The 16,946-nt window shown below is 69.0% G+C and carries 18 protein-coding genes; 3 read left to right on the forward strand and 15 right to left on the reverse strand.

Annotated elements, in window-relative coordinates; all coding sequences use genetic code 11:
- Positions 1-12 precede the first annotated feature (12 nt).
- A complete protein-coding gene (locus MF672_RS05695) occupies positions 13-717 on the forward strand; it encodes a PhzF family phenazine biosynthesis protein (RefSeq protein WP_242381805.1) in 705 nt (234 codons plus the stop codon).
- A gap of 437 nt (positions 718-1,154) precedes the next feature.
- Here the strand turns inward: MF672_RS05695 and MF672_RS05700 are convergent, their stop codons facing one another.
- The 12 genes from MF672_RS05700 to MF672_RS05760 form a co-directional block, all read right to left on the reverse strand.
- The gene (locus MF672_RS05700) at positions 1,155-1,352 is read right to left on the reverse strand and encodes a hypothetical protein (protein ID WP_242381806.1); all 198 of its coding nucleotides are present in this window, start codon (positions 1,350-1,352) and stop codon (positions 1,155-1,157) included.
- A gap of 168 nt (positions 1,353-1,520) precedes the next feature.
- Positions 1,521-2,246, reverse strand: a complete 726-nt coding sequence (locus tag MF672_RS05705) for an ABC transporter permease (protein WP_242381807.1) — start codon at positions 2,244-2,246, stop codon at positions 1,521-1,523.
- A gap of 1 nt (position 2,247) precedes the next feature.
- Entirely contained in the window at positions 2,248-3,039 is a 792-nt protein-coding gene (locus tag MF672_RS05710) for an ABC transporter permease (RefSeq protein ID WP_242381808.1), read from the reverse strand.
- Positions 3,036-3,764, reverse strand: coding sequence for an ABC transporter ATP-binding protein (locus MF672_RS05715; RefSeq protein ID WP_242381809.1), 729 nt, complete (start codon positions 3,762-3,764; stop codon positions 3,036-3,038). The genes MF672_RS05710 and MF672_RS05715 overlap by 4 nt, the downstream gene beginning before the upstream one ends.
- Before the next feature lie 61 nt (positions 3,765-3,825).
- Positions 3,826-4,503 carry a response regulator transcription factor gene (locus MF672_RS05720; protein ID WP_242381810.1) on the reverse strand — a complete coding sequence of 226 codons (678 nt, stop codon included), beginning with the start codon at positions 4,501-4,503 and terminating at the stop codon, positions 3,826-3,828.
- Positions 4,496-5,629, reverse strand: coding sequence for a sensor histidine kinase (locus tag MF672_RS05725; protein WP_242381811.1), 1,134 nt, complete (start codon positions 5,627-5,629; stop codon positions 4,496-4,498). The genes MF672_RS05720 and MF672_RS05725 overlap by 8 nt, the downstream gene beginning before the upstream one ends.
- 261 nt (positions 5,630-5,890) lie before the next feature.
- Positions 5,891-7,057, reverse strand: coding sequence for a hypothetical protein (locus MF672_RS05730; RefSeq protein WP_242381812.1), 1,167 nt, complete (start codon positions 7,055-7,057; stop codon positions 5,891-5,893).
- 1,040 nt (positions 7,058-8,097) lie between these two features.
- Positions 8,098-8,721, reverse strand: coding sequence for a hypothetical protein (locus tag MF672_RS05740; protein ID WP_242381813.1), 624 nt, complete (start codon positions 8,719-8,721; stop codon positions 8,098-8,100).
- The gene (locus MF672_RS05745; protein WP_242381814.1) at positions 8,624-11,269 is read right to left on the reverse strand and encodes a S8 family serine peptidase; all 2,646 of its coding nucleotides are present in this window, start codon (positions 11,267-11,269) and stop codon (positions 8,624-8,626) included. The genes MF672_RS05740 and MF672_RS05745 overlap by 98 nt, the downstream gene beginning before the upstream one ends.
- 347 nt (positions 11,270-11,616) lie before the next feature.
- Positions 11,617-12,498: a hypothetical protein gene (locus MF672_RS05750; RefSeq protein ID WP_242381815.1), complete on the reverse strand. Its 882-nt coding sequence runs from the start codon at positions 12,496-12,498 to the stop codon at positions 11,617-11,619.
- 97 nt (positions 12,499-12,595) lie between these two features.
- A complete protein-coding gene (locus MF672_RS05755) occupies positions 12,596-13,651 on the reverse strand; it encodes a CU044_5270 family protein (protein ID WP_247815173.1) in 1,056 nt (351 codons plus the stop codon).
- Complete coding sequence (locus MF672_RS05760) at positions 13,651-14,235, reverse strand: RNA polymerase sigma factor (RefSeq protein ID WP_242381817.1); 585 nt, start codon at positions 14,233-14,235, stop codon at positions 13,651-13,653. The genes MF672_RS05755 and MF672_RS05760 overlap by 1 nt, the downstream gene beginning before the upstream one ends.
- Before the next feature lie 29 nt (positions 14,236-14,264).
- Between MF672_RS05760 and MF672_RS05765 the strand changes: the two genes are divergently transcribed.
- Positions 14,265-14,447 (forward strand): hypothetical protein, encoded by a 183-nt coding sequence (locus tag MF672_RS05765; RefSeq protein ID WP_242381818.1) that lies wholly within the window; start codon positions 14,265-14,267, stop codon positions 14,445-14,447.
- Here the strand turns inward: MF672_RS05765 and MF672_RS51930 are convergent, their stop codons facing one another.
- From MF672_RS51930 to MF672_RS05780, 3 genes are all read right to left on the reverse strand, one after another.
- Positions 14,448-14,768: a hypothetical protein gene (locus MF672_RS51930; protein ID WP_328517121.1), complete on the reverse strand. Its 321-nt coding sequence runs from the start codon at positions 14,766-14,768 to the stop codon at positions 14,448-14,450.
- A gap of 407 nt (positions 14,769-15,175) precedes the next feature.
- Positions 15,176-15,349, reverse strand: coding sequence for a response regulator transcription factor (locus MF672_RS05775; RefSeq protein ID WP_302893164.1), 174 nt, complete (start codon positions 15,347-15,349; stop codon positions 15,176-15,178).
- The gene (locus MF672_RS05780; RefSeq protein ID WP_247815174.1) at positions 15,292-16,089 is read right to left on the reverse strand and encodes a sensor histidine kinase; all 798 of its coding nucleotides are present in this window, start codon (positions 16,087-16,089) and stop codon (positions 15,292-15,294) included. Before MF672_RS05780 ends, MF672_RS05775 begins: the two co-directional genes overlap by 58 nt.
- A 24-nt stretch (positions 16,090-16,113) precedes the next feature.
- Between MF672_RS05780 and MF672_RS05785 the strand changes: the two genes are divergently transcribed.
- A protein-coding gene (locus tag MF672_RS05785; RefSeq protein WP_247815175.1) for an IS5 family transposase occupies positions 16,114-16,928 on the forward strand; the annotation gives its coding sequence in 2 pieces (ribosomal slippage) (positions 16,114-16,474 and positions 16,474-16,928; 816 coding nt in all).
- The last annotated feature ends 18 nt before the right edge of the window (positions 16,929-16,946 follow it).

Genomic DNA, 16,946 nt, shown 5'->3' on the forward strand with positions numbered 1-16,946 from the left:
GGACGCCGGACAGTGGCCGGCCGGTCCGGGTTCTTCACCGCCACCGCCGAACTGCCCGGCTGCGGGCACGGCACCGTCGCCGCGCAGGCCGTCCTGCTGACCCGTACCGCGCTGGGCGAGCTGACCGACCGCCAGCACACCGGCGAGCGGACGTTCGACACCGTCGCGACCCGCCGCCCCGCCGGCGTCGAGGTGTGGTTCGACCAGGGCCTCGTCGCACTGCGCCACCCTGAGCCGGACGAACGCGCCGCGATCGTCGCCGCACTCGGGCTCACCGCGGACGACCCGCATCCCGCCGACGCGCCACGGATCGCCGCGCCGGGCGCACCACGCATGCTGGTACTGGTCCGCGACCGTGCGGCGCTGCTCGGAGTCCGCCCACACCTCGGCAGGCTGGCAGCGGCGTGCCGGCGGTACGGGCTCCTCGGCTGCTTCGTGCACGTCCCGCCGGCGGGCGACCGACCGGGTGCGGCGCGGATGTTCGCGCCGGCGATCGGTGTCGACGAGGACGTCGCCAACGCCAACAGCACCGGCTGCCTGGCCGCCCACCTGCTCGACACGACAGGAGCACAGACGGTCGCGATCGAGGTGGAGCAGGGAGACAGCCTCGGCCGACCGGCCAGCGTGCTCGCCTCTGCCCGGCGCGGACCGGCGGGCATCACGACCCGGGTCGGCGGATTGGCGGCGATCCGCGACGGCCACCGAAGCGACGACTAGACCGTCCTCTTCCGCGATCCGCGCCCGGAGCTGCGGCTGCAGCGCGGTGCGTCCGAGCAGCCGCCCAGACCAGGAGGCCCTGCCGCTCTCTGGCCCTCCCCTGCGCTACGCGGAAGCCCTCAAGCTCACCGTGAACGCCAGGACGTGGCCAAGAAGGCGGCGGGCGACCGCGACACCACCGTCACTGAGACCGATCAACGCAAGCAGTCGCGTCCCGTGCTTCTCGATGGCGCAGAGGCGATGGACAAGACCCTCCGGGACACAGTCACTCAGGAATGCGAATGGCCGCTACCAACCTCTTGATAGCGGCCATCAACCTGGTGAGGCGTTCACGAATAGGGCCGGCCTGGGGCGGAAGAGAGGTTGAGAAGATCGCTTCCCGAGAAGGGAATGATCGCTTCCCGCGTACGCAGCCCAGGCGCTGACCGGTTCAGGGGTCAGCGGGTCGCCTCGGGCATGCGGACCATCACGTAGGGGTGCGGCGGCTTCAGCCATTCGCCGGTCAGCGGTGCTCCGGTGGTGTGGTCGATGACTGCGAGGCAGGCGGCCCTCCAGTCGTGGTCGGAGCGGTCATCGAGGTCGTCCTCGTCCTCGTCGCGGTCCTCGGACACGGGCGCGGCGAAGAAGTCCGTCATCGCCTGCTACTCGGGCCATCGAGTCAGGCCGGCATGGTGTTCCTGCTGCCCAGGGAAGAGCGCGTCGATCGCCGGAGTGCTCCCCTCCAGGTCGAGCTGGGCGACGTCGTGGGCGACAACGACGTCCTACACGCCGGCACCGGGATCGGCGACGAGGTCGAGTCGCCGCTATGTGTCCCTCTTGACGAAGGAGATCACAGCGGTGGCGAGCGCGAGTACCAGCCACCCGGTGAGAATGCCCGCGCCCTGGACGGGTGTGAGGTCCTCCTGTAGCGCCGGTCCGATCTCGTACATGCGCATCCCGGCGCGGCTGGGCAGGTAGGCCGCCAAGGTGGTGTGGCCCGTCAGAAGAGGCGGCACGACCAGTACGAGCGCCAGCATGGTGACCAGTGCTGCGATGAGGTCTCGGACCAGGGCGGCGACGGCGTAGCCGAGCAGACCGATCAGCACAAGGTAGGCACCGGCCCCGGCCAGTACGCCGAGGCGCCCCCCGGCCCAGCTCATGCCCGGCGTGAGCCGGGCCCCCAGAAGGGATATGCCGATGGTCAGCAGCGCGGTCAGCGACGCGGCCACCACGTAGGCGATCGTCTTCCCCGCCATGAGCAGCGTACGGCCCGGGACGGCGGCGAGGCTCGTGCGGATCTGGCTGCCGCCGTACTCGGTGGCGACAGCCAGGATTCCGAGCAGGATGAACCCGACCTGCCCATACTCGAGGACGCCAAGCGCGGCCTCGGCCGCCGAGGGGGAGCCACCGAGCCGATCCCGCCCCGCGGCGAAGACGATCGCGAGCGTGGCCGTGCCGGTCACGGTCGTGACGGTGGTGATCAGCGTTGCGGGCAGGGTGCGGAGCTTGACGAGCTCCGCCGCCACGATGTTCCGGAAACCGTTGGTCATGTCAGGCGTCCCGCCGGACGAACAGGCGAGCGGCGACGGCGAGCAGCCCAGCGGCCCAGGCGGTCATGACGAGGCCGCCAGGCAACGGATCGAGCATGCCTTCCCTGGGCATGAAGACCCCGATCATGGCGGCCCCTGCCACGTCGGGCAGGTAGTTCGCCAGCGGGGTGAGTCTGGTCAGCAGGAAGGTGACCGACACCAGCGTGGTGTTGGCGATGAACGCGATCAGCGGCACGATGCCGCTGCGGGTCATGACGGTGACAGCAAAGGCGATCACCCCGATGAGCACCCAGTATGCGACGCCCCCTGCTGCCCGCCAGCCGAGGGCTGTCAGCACCTCACCTGGAGGGTTGCCATGCGCGCCGAGCAGGACCTGTGACAGCGCGATGGTGACGGAAATCGTGACGGCGGAGAGCGCGCCGGTGACGAGGATCAGCACGATCGTCTTGGCCGCGAGCAACATGCCGCGCCGCGGCGTGCAGGTGAGGCTGGTCAGGATCTGCCGACCGCCACCGGCGTCCTTGCTGTTGGGCGCGTACTCGCTGCTGACGATGACGACGCCGAGCACGATCGCGCCGATGGTACCCACCGGGATGAGGTTGAAGCCGACCTCCATCGTGGAGGTGTGAGTCAGCGCGGTGGGGTCGCCGAGGTCGAGCTTGTTCCGCATGGAGTTGGCGGACATGGCGGCGAAGCCGAGCGTGGACAGTGCGCTGAGGGCGAGGGCGAGCAGGGCCGAGGGCAGGGCGAGCAGCTTCCTGAGTTCGGCGGCGATGGCGTTCCTCAAGGTCACGATCTGCTCCGTGCGGCACGCGAGGGGTGGCCGGGATTCGTCAGGGCGAAGAACGCCTCCTCCAGTGAGGCGTGCCCGGCGGTGACCTCGGTGAGCGGGCCTGTGGTGACGATCCTGCCCCCGCTGATCACCACCAGGTCGTCGGCGGTCTCCGCCATCTCGCTCATCAGATGGCTGGAGACCAGCACGGTGCGCCCTGCCTTCGCGTACTCCTTCAGCAGCCGCCTGATCCAGCGGATGCCGTCCGGGTCGAGGCCGTTGACCGGCTCGTCGAGAATGAGCACCTCCGGCTCGCCGAGCAGGGCCGCCGCCACACCGAGCCGCTGTCCCATGCCGAGCGAGAACGTGCCGACGCGCTTGCCCGCGACGTCCGCCAGCCCGGTCTGTTCCAGCACCTCGCCCACCCGTGACTTCGGGATGCCGTTGCTGCGCGCCACCCATGACAGGTGAGCCCGTGCGGTCCTGGACCGGTGGGCGCCGCTCCCCTCGAGCAGCGACCCGACCGTGCGCAGCGGGTCGCGGAGTTTCCGGTACGGCCTGCCGCCGATCAACGCGGCCCCGGAGTCGGCGCGGTCCAGGCCGAGCAGGATGCGCAGCGTGGACGATTTTCCGGCGCCGTTCGGGCCGAGGAACCCGGTCACGCGGCCCGGGGCGGCCGTGAAGTGGGCGTCGTCCACAACGAGCTTCGCCGCGCGGCGTTTGCTGAGTCCAACTATCTCGATCACGGTCTCCAGCGTTCCAAGCGCGCCGTGCCGGGCGCATCGGCCAAAGGTTGACACCAGGCCGTCAGCCGAGACCGTCCACGTAGCCGGACTCGTAAGCAAGGATGACGAGCTGGGTTCGGTCCCGTACGCGGAGCTTGAAAAACAACCGGCTCATATAGGTCTTTACCGTGGCTCTGCTGAGAAAGAGTGCCGCGGCGATCTCCTCGTTCGACATGCCCTGGACGATGGCCGCCACGACGTCCCGCTCGCGCTCGGTCAACACGTCGAACGGGGACGGGCCCGGCCGCGGCCGGCTCCTGCCCTGGGAATGGTCCGCGATCAGGCGCCTGGTCACCTCGGGGGCGAGCATGGCGTTGCCGTCGTGGAGGGTGAGGATCGCCCGCAGGATGTCCTCTGGGAGGGCGTTTTTCAGGAGAAACCCCGAGGCGCCCGCGCGCAGCGCCTCGTAGACGTACTCGTCGAGGTCGAACGTCGTCAGGACTGCGACCTTGGCGGCCGGCTGCCGCTCGCAGATGATGCGGGTCGCCGTGAGGCCGTCCATGACGGGCATGCGGATGTCCATGAGGACCACGTCGGGAAGAAGCCGCTCTGCCGCGTCGACCGCCTCCTGTCCGTCGCGCGCCTCACCTGTGGTGACCAACCGTGGGTCGCTGTCCACGAGCTCATGCAGCGAGGCCCGCAACAGGTCCTCGTCCTCGGCGATCAGCACCCCGATGCGCCCAGCCGCATGCTCACTCATGTGCCACCGCCTCTGGCAACGGGATGGTCGCGCGCACCTCGAACCCGCCGCCGGGGCGCGGCCCGGCGGCGAAGCCGCCGCCGAGCAGTTCCACCCGCTCCCGCAGGCCGACCAGTCCATACCCTGGCTCGCCGTGAGGCGTCCGCGGCCCTGCACCGTCGTCGGCGACGGTGACCAGGACGTCGCCGCCCCGACCGCACACCGTCACGGCGCAGTGCGCTCCAGAAGCGTGCCGAACGGCGTTCGTCAGCCCTTCCTGCACGACGCGGTACACGGCCAAGCCGATACTCGGCGACACGGTGTCGACACCCGTCACCGTCATGCTCACCCTGACACCCCCGCCTCTCGCACGCTCGGCCAGGTCCAGCAGATCCCCGACGCCCGGCTGGGGCCGGCGCTCGGCGCCTTCCTCTCCGACACGGACGAATGTCAGCGTGGTACGCAGCTCATCCAGCGCCTGCCGGCTGACCACCTCGATCCGCTCCAGCCTGTCCCGCAGCCGGCCGGGGTCATCGGCGCCCACCCGAGCCGCCACCCCCGCCGTCACCGCGATCGTGCCCAGCGAGTGGGAGACGACGTCGTGCAACTCCCGCACCACACGCAGCCGCTCGGCCGCCACCGCCGCCTGCGACTCCGCCCGCGTCGCGTGCTCGGCTTCCAGCACCGCCCGCCGCGTCGTGCCGCCCAGCAGCCATGACCCGGCCAGTGCGAGCAGGCTCAGCATGATGAACCGCAGCACGCCGCTCGCGCCGTCGGCGGTGCCGAACAAGGCGATCGCGATCACAACCAGGCCCGCCGCCGCCTTGACGATGGACAGCGACCTCGGAGTACCCCACGTCACCGCCACGGGATAAAGCGTCCATGCAACGGCGACGAACGGATCGGCGGCCAACCCCAGAGCCAGCCCGGTGATGGTCACCACGGTGACGACGCCGACCGCGACAAGCGGCAACAGCGACCGCAGTAGCATGCCGCCGAAGAACAGCACGATCAGCCCGCCCGACATGTACGGTCCGGGCCGACCGTCCAGAGGCAGCCAGAAGGCCAGGACGCATACGCATGCCGCACCGGCATCCAACCCGACGGAGCCTAACCTGCTGCGCGACGTCGACGGACGCTCGGCCATTCACTCAGCCTAGCCCCAGTGCCAGGACGCTCGACCACCTCGTCACCGACCACTTCCTCGACCAGTGGCGCCACACCCACCAGCCCCCAGACGAGCCCGACACATCCGCCGACATCCCCGAGATCCCAGCAGAGCGCCTCGACCGCTCGCCGCTCACGGGCCGCAGCAGGCCACCACCTGCCCCATGACCCGCACTTCAGATCACCGTGTCGCACCATCAACTTCAGTCCAGCCGTTTAGAGAACGGCCCACGACCGAGGCTCAGGGATTCTGCTCATCCTTGAACACGATGTACATCGCCTCCTCCGGACCAAGGATCAAGAGCCTGCGCCCATGGCCGTACCGGTAGACCTCGTCTGTCGCATCCCGCCAGAAACGGCCCTCCTCGTCGGCATCGGCCCACACCCGTAAACGGCGTTCCGGACCGCCCACGTGGCGGATGGGGCGGTCGAGAAGCTCGTCCAGGAGATACGGCACCAGCTCTGCCGCCTCCGCGCCAACTGCTTCCTGCAGGCAGGCGGCACGGAAGGACTGCAGCTCCCGGAAGAACTCCGTCGTGTCCAGAGGCTGGAGCCCGGCGCCGACCTCCCCTCCCCACCATGCCCGGCCGTTGTCCGGGTCGCCCAGTTCGAGCGGATCACGCTCCTCCGTCAAATTGTCCGGATCGTCGAAATACGCCTGCGGATCGTCAGGGACGGGCAGCTCGTCGAGCAGGTAATCCTCGAGATACCGTCGGCTCCACGCGCTACTTCTCCACCACGTACGGATGGCGTCCACTCCGGCTGAGGACGGCAGCCCATGCCGCATCCATTCGATCTTGAACGGGCCGTAGCCGAAGAGGTCCAGCGGGGCGCGAAGAGCACTTCCCGCGCAGATGGCCCGCAGCCCCGCCTCGGTGAGCGGGTGACTCCCCTCCCCCGGCCGGGCTCCGCTGTCGCACCAATGCCCCGCGAAGGAACAGGCCGGGTCACGGTCAAGCCCGCGATCGTCCACGCGCACGACACTGAGGCGCATCAGGCTGGAGGAGGACAGAAGCACGACATGCGTTTCCCCCTGGACGTCGCCACCGGCCGGGTCGGCGACTTTCACCAGCGCCGCCTCCTCGGCCCAGTCTTCGATCGACGCCCGAAGAGCGGCGGCCATCAGTTCGACGCGCCGTGACGCCGGCGTGCCGAACAGGGCGCGCTCCACGGCCGTGGCCACCCCGGGGAGAGGGATCGGCTCGCAGGAGAGCGGCTCGCGCACCGGCCCATAGGGTGACAAGGCCGGAAACACCCCGGCGTTCACGAGGGAGGCGGTCTCCGGCCCGGCGGGGGCCTGCGTCACTTCACGAACATCGACGAGGAGGCGAATGCCGACCGCTTCCTTGTCAGGGGTGTCCTCCTGCAGCCACTCATTCAGCAGATGCGCACATGCCGCCACCTGCATCTGCGCATGCCAGATAGGCGAGTCCCGGCCGTCTTCGCATGTGTGCCCCAGAAACTGGCAGATCGTAAAATCCACGAAAGCCTCTCAGTTCGTATGACTTACTTGAGGCCGCACGCCGCGCCGTGCGCCTTCCGCGCCTCGGCTGCTCTCGCCAACGCCTTCGCGCGCCACTCCCCCGCATCAGTCACCACCGGCAGGGCCATCAGGCACCTCTCCTCCAGGGGGTCGGCTGGTCAGTGACTCCCGTCAGAGATCACGACGGGGCGACGTCGATCATCATCCCGCACAGGGTCAATGCATGTGACACCAAACCCGGTTCACCGGTCCGCTCCTACTGGCAGGCCATGATCAGGTAACCGCTGCCGTCCGTGTGCTGATCAATCAGTACGCCCCGGCGATCGTTACAGGTCGCGCGGGGTCCGCGCCGGACAGCAGAGACCGAGTTTTCGGCACCGGATGCTAGCGCTGGGATGCGCTCGAATCCGCATGCAGAGCGTCTCGGATGCGCTGACCTGCGACTCAGTCATTCCGGAACCGGACGGAATAGGCGTTCCGTCCGATCAGCGCTACCTGACGGCTGGGGACAGCTTCGGGAGAAGGACGCCTGGACCAAGACCTTCACCGAGCAGCGTCTCTGCGCCGCGATCGTCGACCGCCGCACCTTCGACGCCGCCATCATCGACACCGGCACTCGCTCCTACCGGCTCGCTCAGAGCGAGGCCCAGCACTCCACCCACAGCTGACGGCGGTCAACCCGTTGTTCGGTGCGTGAGTGCCTGATTCACATCTTCAGCTCGCCGCCCAGCGCGACTGGCAAGATCAGCTTGTGATTCGATCGGTGACATTGAGCAAGATCGAAGTTTCAGACTGGCGGGCTGTCCATTCCTGGGCTTCTCTCGCCGAGGTCTGCAGGGGTTCGGGGACGGCAGTCCCCGAACCCACAGACGGACTGAACCCTCGAACCGGGATCTCACCCAGGTGGGGCCAGAACTCGTGCGTGATCAAGGCGGTCCAAGATCGCTACCGCCCTGCGGGGAGGGTTATCCGACCGCGTAGGCGTGGTGGATGGTCTGGCTGACGGTGTTGCCCGCGGTGTCGGTCGACGTGGCGCGCAGGGACACGAAGCCCACCGTGCGCGGGTTGGTCATCTGCGCCGTCCAGTCCGAGCCCTTGGCTCTGACCCGGATGTCGCGCCAGGTCGCTCCGTCATCGACGGACATCTGCAGGTGGATGGACTTCACGGCTGCCGCGGGAGCGCCGGGATTGCGTTCGATCCAGATCGGCAGCCGGGTGGACGATCCGGGCTTGGCGCGGTTGTACTCGTCCAGCCCCTCCGGGGCGAAGCGAACCGCCGCCAGGGCGAGCGCTTCCCGCTTGGCAGTGCTCGCCGAGCGGAACGTCCACGTCGATTCCACTTTCGTGGACAGCGTGGAGTGCGGCACCTGTCGGCGGGCCGTCGCGCTGAGCGTGTACCTGGCGGGCTCCGCCGGGAGACCGGTGCTCAGCCGGCAGGAATCGGCCTCCCACAGCCCGCACCTGGTGTAGTCGATCGTCGAGATGACCTGATCACCCTTGGCGAGGCTGATGGTGCCGGTGGCGGCGCCGTCCATGCCGACCCGGCCGGGCATGCCCTCGGAGAACAGCCGGGCGCCGTCGAACGTCACGGTGTTCCCCTCCCGCCAGGCGCCCGAGGCGGAGAAGGACGGGCCGCTGACCGCGACGCCCCACGTCTGCCGATCGCGGCCGTCGCCGGTGGGTTCCCGTGGCCCCCGTGACCACGGATTCGCCGACGCGCAGCGCGCTGGACCACTTGTGCCCTCGCGTCCGGTATTCCGTGAGCTTGCCCGGCAGAGGCACATCGTTCGTGGGGGTCAGGAATCCGTCAGAAACGCCTTCGATGGCGTTCGCCACGAAGTAGGTGCCCTTCGCGGCCGTTCCGGCACCGCGGAAGGTGGTGGTCACCTTGTCGAGGTCCTTCACCCTGGCCGCGTACGTGGGGTTTTCGGGCACGCCGTCATGGCGTTCGTCCACCAGGTCGTAGCGGACGGGGGTGGGAGAGGCGTCCTTGTGGAAATGCATTCTGGTGACGTATTTCAGTCCGGGCTGCTTGGAGCCGAGCACGAAGTACACGGCGCTGGGGTCGGGCCTGCCTCCGGCCCAGCCGAGGTACCACGAACCGTTGATCACCCACATCTCGGTCCACCCGCTGATGACAGCCGTGGGCTCGTCCAGGGTGAATCTGATCGGTTTGGCCTGGCGCGTGTCCAGGACGATCTCCGCGCCCTGTCCGCCGACCTTGACCGGCAAGTGCGTGGTCGTGATGCGCGTGCCTTCGTAGATGTCCACGTACAGGCTCCACTCGCCGGCGGGGAGCCGGTAGGTGTCCGGCGCGCCGCGAAGGACCATCCGGAGACTCTCGCCCTTGCCGTTGTAGAACTCCCCGACCGCGTCGACGGGCTGGCCGCCGGTACCCAGTGCGCTGATCTTCACGTCGTAGGCTTCCGGCTCCACGTACGCGGTGGCGACGGTACGGACGAGAAGGTCACTCGATCGGGCCGTGATGGTGCCCGGATGATCGCCGGGTTCCTTGCCGGTCCCGTCGATCGTCACGGTGACCGATGCCGTGCCCTTGGCGGGCACCTCGACCCGCTGTGCCGAGGTGCGCAGCACGTCGCCGTCCACGGTGAGGTCCAGCGTGACCGCAGAGTCGCCGGCGTTGGTGTACGTGATCTCCTTGGTCGCCTGCCGTTCGCCGGATCTGCCCCAGCGGAGGACCGTGCCGATGTTCGCGGGACTGGCATACACCTGCTGACCGACCGCGCGAACCAGGTCGACGCGCCCGGCGCCCTGGTCGAAGTGCGTGGCGCCAGCCTGCGGCGCGGCGCTACCGATGAGCGCGGCCTTGAGCTGCTCGCCGCTCCAGTCCGGGTGCTGCTGGGCGAGGATCGCCGCCGCACCCGCGACGTGCGGCGCCGCCATGGAGGTGCCGCTGTGGGCGACGTAAGGGCCGTCTGCCGTGCCCTGCGCGGCCGCCGCCATGATGTCGACGCCGGGTGCGGTCACGTCGGGCTTGATCGCGTGATCGCCATTTCTCGGGCCGCGGCTGGAGAATTCGGCCATCTTGTCGGACTTGTCGACCGCGCCGACCGTCAACGCCGCATCGGCGCTGCCCGGGCTGCTGACCGAGCCGGGTGCTCCGTCGTTGCCCGCCGCGATGACGAACAGCGCTCCCGTACGCGCTGACAGGGTGTTGACGGCCTGCTCGATCGGGTCGATGCCAGGTGTGTCCGGGCCGCCGATGCTCATGTTGATGATCTTTGCTTTGACCTCGACAGCGGCCCATTCCATGCCTGCCAGCATCGCCGATTCGCTGACGTTCTCTCCGCCGACCTTGCCAAGCGCGATCTTCGCGCCCGGCGCGACACCCCGATACTTCTCTCCGGCGCCCGCCACGATGGAGGCGACATGGGTGCCATGCCCCACATTATCGGTGATGTCTGGTTCGTCGGAGAAATTCCGCGACTGCGTGACCACGTCCTTGAGATCGGGGTGGGTGGCGTCGTAACCGGAGTCGAGCACGGCGACCGTGACACCGGATCCGGTCAGCCCCTGTTGCCACGCCTGTGGCGCCCCGATCTGCTTGACGCTCTGGTCAAGGGTGATGGGCCGCTTCCCGTCCAGCCAGATCTTCGACTTGCCGGCGGCCAGTGATCGGGCGCCGCCGACCAGGCTCTGCCAGGTCTGGCCCGCCGTCGCCTTGGACACGCTCGTGCCGGCCAGCCCCAGCCCGGCGAACTCCTTCGCCTTGCGCGTTCCGCTGAGCGCCGGTGCCGCCTTCCCTTCGGCGGACTGGACGATCAGCGGTATGTCCGCCTTGTAGGCGTCGCCGTACCGCCAGGTGAGCAGCTGCGTGACGTCGAACAAGCGCTCGTCCAGCAGGCCCTGGGCCAGCAGCCGTTTGGCATCCTCTGGAATGACGTGAAGGTGGCCCTGACGGCGCTGGACATCGAAGCGATGGTTTCTGCCCGGACCAGGCTCGATCCGGTGGCCGTTCGCTGTGACAGTCACCCGGTCGCCGGTCAGCAGCGTCACTGAGCCCGACACCCCGGTCACGGGAGATGCCGCCTCGGCTGCCTGTGCGGCACTCGTGGTACCGCCTGCGATGAGCGATCCCGCCACGATCACGGCGAGGGTTGCGTGGGTTAATTTCATCTGCTCTCTCGTTGTCGATGTGCGGAGAGTTGACATCAGTTCTCGGCGCCGAGGCGCGAGATCACCATGTGCCGGGAAGGCGATCACCCCGGTTGGCGTCGGGGCAATGGCCGGATCAGGAGAGTCCGCGATCATCACCACCGCCCTCGCTCACGGAAGCCCTCCGATGGGGCAGAGACGCTGCTGGCCTGGGAAGTGGCTCTGCTCTACCTTCTGGTCAGCAGGGGAGCTTGGAGGTGGGCGCGGGCAAGGGGCGCCCAGGCCGGCCCGTGGGATCCGAACTCGTGCGTCATTCGTTGCGAGGGGTGCCGCTCACGCGCCACGAGCGGCACCCCGGGAGCGCTGCGTCAGACGAGCTTGCCGTAGATCCGGGACGGGACCGCCTGGGCCGCGCCCTCCCTGCCGAACTCCTGGTAGACCCGCGACGTGATCTCCACTGCCTTGGGCAAGTAGGCGGGGTAGAAGGCCTTTCCGCACTCCAGGTCCCGCAGCGCCGTCTTGATCTCCTTGTCCAGGTACGGCCTGGCCTGCGCGGGCTTCAGGTTCGGCCGGAAGATAACGGTCTTACCCTCGGTCTCCTTGGGTAGTTCGCCCTTCCACGCCTTCTTGGCGACGTCCGAAGCCTGCCGCACGATCTTCGTGTGGCTCAGACCGTCCAGCGCGGTCGGCCTGGTCTCGCCGACCCCCAGGCACATGGCGAACTGCTTGCCCAGCTGGACGAGCTGCTTGTCCTGGTCGAGGACGCTCAGCGACTTGTCCACCGCCGCTTCGAGCTGGTCGTAGTAGTCCTCCTGGGAGGTGACGGTCTTGCCCAGCACCTCCTTGACCGCCTGGGAGAAGCAGGCGTCGTCGGCGGCGCGCCACTTCTTCAGCTGGCCGGCCGAGAGCGACATCAGCATCTTGTTGTTCGGGTCCTCGTGCTGGACGGGGTTGACGACCTTGTCCTTGGGATAGACGTTCGGGGACCAGACGCCGAAGCCGTACTTGGCCCGGTACTCCCGCAGCGCCTCCAGGTCACCCGCGAGCCGCTCCTGCTCCCCGGGCTGCCACGTGTACCGAGGCTCCGGGGAGGCCACGTAGTCCAGGCCCCGCTCCATCATGCAGGCGACGCGCTTGGCCTCCTGTTGTGTCTGCTTCTCGTACGCGGTGGCGTCCCCCGACGGCGGCGAGGTGAGGCCGCCGAACGAACCGGCGAGCAGGGTGACCGCGACGGCCTTGGCGATGAACATGCAGGTTCTCCTTTTCCTTGAGGGCATGCCGGATCGATCTGAGGGCATGCGAAACAGAACTCACGGCCCGAAAGGCCGGATCAGCCGGGGAAAGGTCTCAGCAGGGGATCTTCATGCGGGACGCCTTCGGCGACACCTCGGGCAGGCCGGGGGCGAGATCGGCGGCGAGCACCGCGGTGCCGGTCACCGTGCCCTTCTTCTCGATGTACTCGCCCTTGGGCAGCTCCACCCTCTTGCCCTTGGTGACCACCGTGCGCTCGCCCAAGTAGTGATAGGTCTGCCGGTCGAAGATCAGCTCGGACCGGGTGCCGTTGCCCTCGTCCATGGCGACGGCCAGCCCGGGGCGGCCGGAGACGTCCGCCGCGTCACCGATGAGCACGATGCCGTCCAGCCCGGCGGCCACCTGGTAGAGCGCGGCGCCCAGGCTGGGCCGTACCACGGACTCGCGGATCAGGCCCTGGAGGGAGGACCAGATGCGCAGCGGCTCCTCGCCCGTGTCGGCCACGATCTTCGCGCGCACCTGGGCGGGGTCCGTCGGCCAGGTGCGCAGCCGGGCGTAGGCCGGTTGGCCAGGGCAGCCCGACGACTCGGAGAGGATGTCCTCGACGCCGTGGTCCCAGAAACGCCGAGGCGCCGGTCCCGTGGCTGACAGGCTCTGCTTGCGGCTCAGCCAGGGCTTACCCACGTCGGCGGCCTCCCAGCGCTCCTCGTTGACCATCACCTTGGTGTACTGCATGGTGCCCGCCTTGTCCCTGGTGTACAGGCTGTGCTGGGCCAGCGTCTTGGTGTGAACGTACTGGCCGCGGGCCGGCACCGTGTCGGGCCGGTCGGCAGCGGCCCGCGCGGCCAGGGTGAGCAGCGCCTTGGCGTCGGCCGGAGGGGCAGCGATCAGGTACCCGGGGGTACGCGAGTCGGAGCCGCCCAGACTCACCTGGCTGACGATGATTCCGCCGGTGAGCATCACCGCCATGGCGCCGACCAGGGCGACGCGCCGGATCGGCAGCGCGGTGGGCCACCAGCGGCGCGGACAGTCCAACCGTGACGCCTGTGCCTGGCGGGTCAGGCGGAGGAAGCGGTCACGCCCCCTCGCTGCCGCCTCCGGCGTCGGCTCGGGCTCCGCGAACACGGCCTCGATCAGCTTCAACTCGTCCATCACCACTCCCCGATCGGGTTGACGTCGCCCAGGGCCTTTCGCAGCTTCTTGCGCGCCCTGTTGAACCGGGACCCGACGGTCCCCACCGGTACGTCCAGGGCGGCGGCGATCTCCTCGTAGCCCAGCCCGCCGAACACGAGCAGGAACACCACGTCGCGATCGCCCTTTGACAGGCCCTTCAGCCCCCGTATGAGCTCCGGCCGGCTGGCCTGCGCCGCGAGCTGCGAGGTCACTCGATCCTCGTGCCCGTCACCGGAGTCCTCAGCCGCGATCTTGCTGAGCGCGTTCAGGCGGCGGCCCTCCCTGCGGCGGTGCCGGGCCACGACATTCGTGGCGATGCCGAATAGCCACGACCGCACGGTGCCCCGCTGCGGATCGAAGCCGCACCTGCCGTCGAACGCGAGCAGGAAGGCCTCCGCGACCAGGTCCTCGACCTGCTCGCCGCCGAGCCGGGCGGCCAGGTAGCGGTAGACCTCCTGGAAGTACCGGTCGTACAGGAGGGCGAAAAGCTCGGGATTGTCCATCGACCGCTCGACCATGGTGACGTCTTCCAGCACATCGTTGGCGTCAGGTGGTGCAGCCATGGCGTCCTTCCGAAGGCGACTGTCTCCCAGTGTTCGCCGCTCGGCAGATTTTCTTCACGCCAATTTCCGGCGCGGCCATCGAAGCGAACCAGCGGGAACGCGCCCTCAACGCCGAGGACGCGCTGAAGGCCGCCCACACCGAAACCGTCCAGGATCGGCGTGGTGCCGGACCGTATGCGGTCCAGACATGGGCGCCCGTCCAGGACATTTAGCTAGCTTCTGTCCGGTCGGGCAGGCCAAGGCCTCGGGTACCTGAACAAGCGGGCGGTCTGCGCGGCGATGTCGTAGCACACCTCGCAGACGCCGATCAGCCCGGCGGCGATGACCACGGCGAGCGGCAGGTGAAGCTGGCGGTCGAGCCTGCCCAGGCAGTCGAAGTCGCCCGACGGCAGCAGTCGGGCGCCGTCACCCGTGCGATATCCACGGCGGCCGTACTCCTGGGGCAGCGAGATGAAGCGCGCGGAGGTCAGGGTCTCGTCCCCGACATAGCCGTCGGCAAGCCCGCTCCCCGTGACGATGAGCTCGCCGGGCATCCCCGGCGCCACCGGGTGCAGCCCGTCGGCCAGGACCCCCGCACCTGAGCCGTCACGAGGCGGGCCGATGGGCAGCTTCCGCTCGTACCCGTGGGCCGGGTCGTACCGGTAGCAGCCACGAGTAGACCGTGTGCTCGGTCGGACCGTAGCCGTTGACCAGGCTCTCCGGCGGCACGGACACCGCCGCCCGCCTGAAGTGCTGAGCCGGCACGGCCTCACCGCCGACGACGAGATGCCGCATGAGCTTCAGCTCGGGCAGACCCGCGCGGCTGTCGGCCGCTGCACCGTTCCTGGTGCTCTCGGACGGCAGCTACGTGATCGTCCTACGCCAGTCGATCCTCCACGGCCGCTGTCGGCGTAGCGAGCACGGTGGCCGGGCATTGCCCGGCGCGGTCAGGCCGGCGCGGTCAGACCGGCGTGGTTAGACCGGAGGCGTGAGCAAGGGCGGCGGCCTCGGTACGGGTGCCCACGCCGAGCTTGGCCAGGATGTTGGCCACGTGGAACTTCACGGTGTGTTCGCTGATCAGCAGGTCTTCGGCGATCTGCCGGTTGCGCAGGCCGCGCGCCAGCCGTTCGAGCACCTCGAGCTCGCGTGGCCTGAGCGCGGCCAGGGCGGCGTCCGAGGCCGGCGGTGCGGGCGGGGTGAGCGGCAGCGCGGCACTGATCGTCGTGCCCCAGCCGAGACGGCGTCGAGGGAGAGACGGCCGTCCACGACGGCTGCCAGCTCGGCCAGACGGCGCAGGGCAAGCGCGCCAGCCGCGAGCGTGCCCGGCCCGTCGTCGCGAACGACGAGGTGGAGCTCGGACTCCTCCGGCTCCCAGGACACGCGAACTCTCGTCAGGCCGTCCTGCTCGAGCATGGCGACCACGGCGCCCCGTACCAGGGCCAGGGCGGTGTTGGCGATGTCGGACGGTAGGGCGCGGTCGCGGTCGCGCGGCCCGCCCAGCTCCAGCGACACCTGGCTGTGGCGGGCCAGGGGTGCCAGCTTGCCTGCCAGCCGGTCGAAGGCCGCCCCGGCCGGCTCCTCGCTCAGCGTGGAATTCAGGTCGGACGCGGCGCGCAACTCGATCAACGCTGACACGGCCAGGTCGGTGGCGGTGCGCCGGGCGGCGGCGTCGTCGAGCGTACGGCTGCGCAAGGTGCCGAGCAGGGATTGCAGTGTGGCGGCGTGAGTGCTGGTGAGCTCAGCGATGACGCGGGCCCGCTCGCCGGCGGCCACCCGGTTGCCGGTCAGGTCGGCGGGGGGCAGGTTCTCGGCGCGGTGCATCAGCTGCAGGGCGACTAAGAGGTCATAACAGAATGAGATGGCCCGCATCCTCATCGTGATGATCGTCGTTGGGCAGGTATGAGGAAGGGTGAGCCGCTGCCGTGGATCGTCTCGGACAGCTTGTGGGAGCGAATCGAGCCATTGTTGCCGAAGGTGCAGCGTCGCACCCGTCATCCGGGACGTAAGCGGCTGGATGACCGGAAAGCGTTGTGCGGGATCTTGTTCGTGCTCTACACCGCGATCCCGTGGGAGTTCCTGCCTCAGGAGCTGGGCTTCGGCTCCGGCATGACGTGCTGGCGGCGGCTGCGGGACTGGCACCAGGCCGGAGTGTGGAACCGGCTGCACCAGCTCCTGCTCGCCGAGCTGCACGCCGCCGGCCGGCTGGACTGGTCCAAGGCGGTGATCGACAGCTCGCACGTGCGGGCGCTCAAGGGCGGCCCAAAACCGGGCCGAGCCCGGTCGACCGTGCCAAGCCGGGCTCGAAACACCACGTCATCGCCGAAGGGCACGGCATCCCGCTCGCGTTGTCGCTGACCGGCGGCAACCGCAACGACGGCACCCAGCTGATGCCGTTGATCAAGGCAATCCCGCCGGTCCGCGGCCGACGCGGCCGGCCCCGTAAGCGTCCTGCCTGCTTATACGCCGACCGCGGCTACGATCACGACCTCTACCGCCGACAGGTCTGGCACGTCGGCATCCGGCCGCACATCGCCCGCCGTGGCACCCCACACGGCTCCGGCCTGGGCATTCACCGCTGGGTCATCGAGCGCACGATCGCCCTGCTGCACTGGTTCCGCCGTCTGCGTATCCGCTGGGAGATCCGCGACGACATCCATGAGGCCTTCATGACCCTCGCCGCCGCGATCATCTGCTGGCGACGCCTCGTCCGATGAGTCCATTGTTAGGACCTC

The sequence above is a fragment of the Actinomadura luzonensis genome (assembly GCF_022664455.2).
In the GTDB taxonomy this organism is placed as follows: Bacteria; Actinomycetota; Actinomycetes; order Streptosporangiales; family Streptosporangiaceae; genus Nonomuraea; species Nonomuraea luzonensis.

Coding starts and splice junctions, on each gene's coding strand:
- MF672_RS05700 (WP_242381806.1), bottom strand. CDS start 1,352: ATGACGGACTTCTTCGCCGCGCCCGTGTCCGAGGACCGCGACGAGGAC.
- MF672_RS05705 (WP_242381807.1), bottom strand. CDS start 2,246: ATGACCAACGGTTTCCGGAACATCGTGGCGGCGGAGCTCGTCAAGCTC.
- MF672_RS05720 (WP_242381810.1), bottom strand. CDS start 4,503: ATGAGTGAGCATGCGGCTGGGCGCATCGGGGTGCTGATCGCCGAGGAC.
- MF672_RS05725 (WP_242381811.1), bottom strand. CDS start 5,629: ATGGCCGAGCGTCCGTCGACGTCGCGCAGCAGGTTAGGCTCCGTCGGG.
- MF672_RS05730 (WP_242381812.1), bottom strand. CDS start 7,057: ATGCAGGTGGCGGCATGTGCGCATCTGCTGAATGAGTGGCTGCAGGAG.
- MF672_RS05745 (WP_242381814.1), bottom strand. CDS start 11,269: ATGAAATTAACCCACGCAACCCTCGCCGTGATCGTGGCGGGATCGCTC.
- MF672_RS05750 (WP_242381815.1), bottom strand. CDS start 12,498: ATGTTCATCGCCAAGGCCGTCGCGGTCACCCTGCTCGCCGGTTCGTTC.
- MF672_RS05755 (WP_247815173.1), bottom strand. CDS start 13,651: ATGGACGAGTTGAAGCTGATCGAGGCCGTGTTCGCGGAGCCCGAGCCG.
- MF672_RS05760 (WP_242381817.1), bottom strand. CDS start 14,235: ATGGCTGCACCACCTGACGCCAACGATGTGCTGGAAGACGTCACCATG.
- MF672_RS51930 (WP_328517121.1), bottom strand. CDS start 14,768: ATGCCCGGCGAGCTCATCGTCACGGGGAGCGGGCTTGCCGACGGCTAT.
- MF672_RS05780 (WP_247815174.1), bottom strand. CDS start 16,089: ATGAGGATGCGGGCCATCTCATTCTGTTATGACCTCTTAGTCGCCCTG.